Consider the following 2,530-nt stretch of genomic DNA (forward strand, 5'->3'; position numbering starts at 1 on the left):
GGCCTGGACACCATCGGCCGGGTCAACGCCGCCCCCGCCGCCACCCTCCAGCGCATCCTGGGCGCGGCGCCCGCCCGCCGGCTGCGCGAACTGGCCCGCGGCGTCGACCCGACGCCCGTCACCCCGGCCGCCCCGCATGAGCCTGACCCTGAGGACCATCAGCCGAGAGCAGCATCTGGCGTACATCCAGAACCTGCCCGCGGCGAGTCACATGCAGGTCCCGGCATGGGCGGATGTGAAGGCCGAGTGGCGCTCCGAGAGCCTCGGATGGTTCGACAAGGGCGGACAGCTCGTCGGGGTGGGCCTGGTGCTCTACCGCCAGCTCCCCAAGATCAAGCGGTACCTCGCCTACCTGCCCGAGGGCCCGGTCATCAACTGGTACGCGCCGAACCTCGACGACTGGCTGCGCCCGATGCTGGCGCACCTCAAGCAGCAGGGCGCCTTCTCCGTGAAGATGGGCCCGCCGGTCATCATCCGCCGCTGGGACGCGCCCGCGATCAAGGCCGGCATCCAGGACCCCGAGGTCAAGCGGCTGCGCGACGTCGAAGCCACCCACATCGAGCCGCGCGCCTTCGAGGTGGCGGACCGGCTGCGGAAGATGGGCTGGCAGCAGGGCGAGGACGGCGGTGCCGGATTCGGTGACGTCCAGCCCCGCTACGTCTACCAGGTGCCGCTGGCGAACCGCTCGCTCGAAGACGTCCACAAGGGCTTCAACCAGCTGTGGCGGCGCAACATCAAGAAGGCCGAGAAGGCCGGTGTCGAGGTCGTCCAGGGCGGCTACACCGAGCTCGCCGAGTGGCAGCGGCTGTACGAGATCACGGCCGAGCGCGACCGCTTCCGGCCGCGCCCGCTGAGCTACTTCCAGCGCATGTGGACGGCCCTCAACACCGAGGACCCCAACCGGATGCGGCTCTACTTCGCCCGGCACGAGGGCGAGAACGTCGCGGCCGCGACGATGCTGATCGTCGGCGGGCACGTCTGGTACTCGTACGGCGCCTCCGCGAACCACAAGCGCGAGGTCCGCCCGTCGAACGCGATGCAGTGGCGGATGCTGCGCGACGCGTACGCCATGGGCGCCACCGTCTACGACCTGCGCGGCATCTCCGACTCGCTGGACGAGACCGACCACCTCTTCGGCCTGATCCAGTTCAAGGTCGGCACCGGCGGTCAGGCCGCCGAGTACCTCGGCGAGTGGGACTTCCCGCTCAACAAGCTGCTGCACAAGGCGCTCGACATCTACATGTCGCGCCGCTGACGCGTGTCCGATCCGTGTCCGTACGCGTCCGGGCAGCCGATGCGCCGCCCGTACGCCACTGATACGCCTCCGATCCGCTTCCGCCGACACCTCCCGCCCCGCTGACGAAACCGGCTTCATTGGTTTCAATGGGGCTTCGGCACCACACACCTCCCACTCCGCCGCACCAGAAGGGTTCCGGACCGGCCATGGCGCTCTCCCTCTACGTCGACACCGCGCGCTGGCGGGCGCACCAGAAATCCGTCCTCGACCAGTTCCCCGGTCTCGTCCCGGTCTGCAAGGGCAACGGGTACGGCTTCGGCCACGAGCGGCTGGCCGACGAGGCCATCCGCTTCGGCTCCGACATGCTCGCCGTCGGAACCACCTACGAAGCGGCCCGCATCAAGGACTGGTTCAGCGGCGACCTCCTGGTACTCACCCCGTTCCGCCGGGGCGAGGAGCCAGTGCCGCTGCCCGACCGGGTCGTGCGGTCCGTGTCCTCCGTGGACGGCGTGCACGCCCTGGTGGGCGCCCGGGTCGTCATCGAATGCATGAGCTCGATGAAGCGCCACGGCGTCAAGGAGGAGGAGCTCGGGCAGCTGCACGCCGCCATCGAGGACGTACGGCTCGAAGGCTTCGCCCTGCACCTGCCGCTGGACCGCACGGACGGCTCGGACGCGGTCGAGGAGGTCATCGCCTGGATGGACCGGCTGCGCGCGGCCCGGCTGCCGCTGCACACCATGTTCGTCAGCCATCTGCGCGCCGAGGAGCTGGGGCGGCTCCAGCAGCAGTTCCCGCAGACCCGCTTCCGGGCCCGCATCGGCACCCGCCTCTGGCTGGGCGACCACGAGGCGACGCAGTACCGCGGCTCCGTGCTGGACGTCACGCGCGTGGCCAAGGGCGACCGGTTCGGCTACCGCCAGCAGAAGGCGGCGTCGGACGGCTGGCTGGTGGTCGTCGCGGGCGGTACGTCGCACGGGGTGGGCCTGGAGGCGCCGAAGGCCCTGCACGGCGTGATGCCGCGCGCCAAGGGGGTCGCCCGCGCGGGCCTGGCCACGGTCAACCGCAACCTTTCGCCGTTCGTCTGGGCGGGCAAGCAGCGCTGGTTCGCCGAGCCGCCGCACATGCAGGTGTCGATCCTGTTCGTCCCGGCGGACGCCCAGGAGCCGAAGGTGGGCGACGAGCTGGTGGCCCACCTGCGCCACACGACCACCCAGTTCGACCGCCTCGTCGACCACTGAGCCGTACGGTTCGAGGCGTACGCACCTAAGGCCGGGCCGCCGCTCCGTACGGGGC

General features: G+C 70.7%; 2 protein-coding genes. Both read left to right on the forward strand.

Features of this window, described 5'->3' with window-relative positions; genetic code table 11:
• Positions 1-136 precede the first annotated feature (136 nt).
• Positions 137-1,255, forward strand: coding sequence for a lipid II:glycine glycyltransferase FemX (locus tag ACFCV8_RS35890; RefSeq protein ID WP_376689752.1), 1,119 nt, complete (start codon positions 137-139; stop codon positions 1,253-1,255).
• Positions 1,256-1,443: 188 nt separating this feature from the next.
• On the forward strand, positions 1,444-2,475 hold the full coding sequence (locus ACFCV8_RS35895; RefSeq protein WP_376689753.1) for an alanine racemase: 1,032 nt from the start codon (positions 1,444-1,446) through the stop codon (positions 2,473-2,475).
• Positions 2,476-2,530 lie beyond the last annotated feature (55 nt).

This window comes from Streptomyces sp. NPDC056347 (assembly GCF_042262625.1).
Classification (GTDB): Bacteria; Actinomycetota; Actinomycetes; order Streptomycetales; family Streptomycetaceae; genus Streptomyces.

What these genes read in the sequence shown, in the direction of transcription:
- ACFCV8_RS35895 (WP_376689753.1), top strand. Translation starts at nt 1,444, where the DNA reads ATGGCGCTCTCCCTCTACGTCGACACCGCGCGCTGGCGGGCGCACCAG.
- ACFCV8_RS35890 (WP_376689752.1), top strand. Translation starts at nt 137, where the DNA reads ATGAGCCTGACCCTGAGGACCATCAGCCGAGAGCAGCATCTGGCGTAC.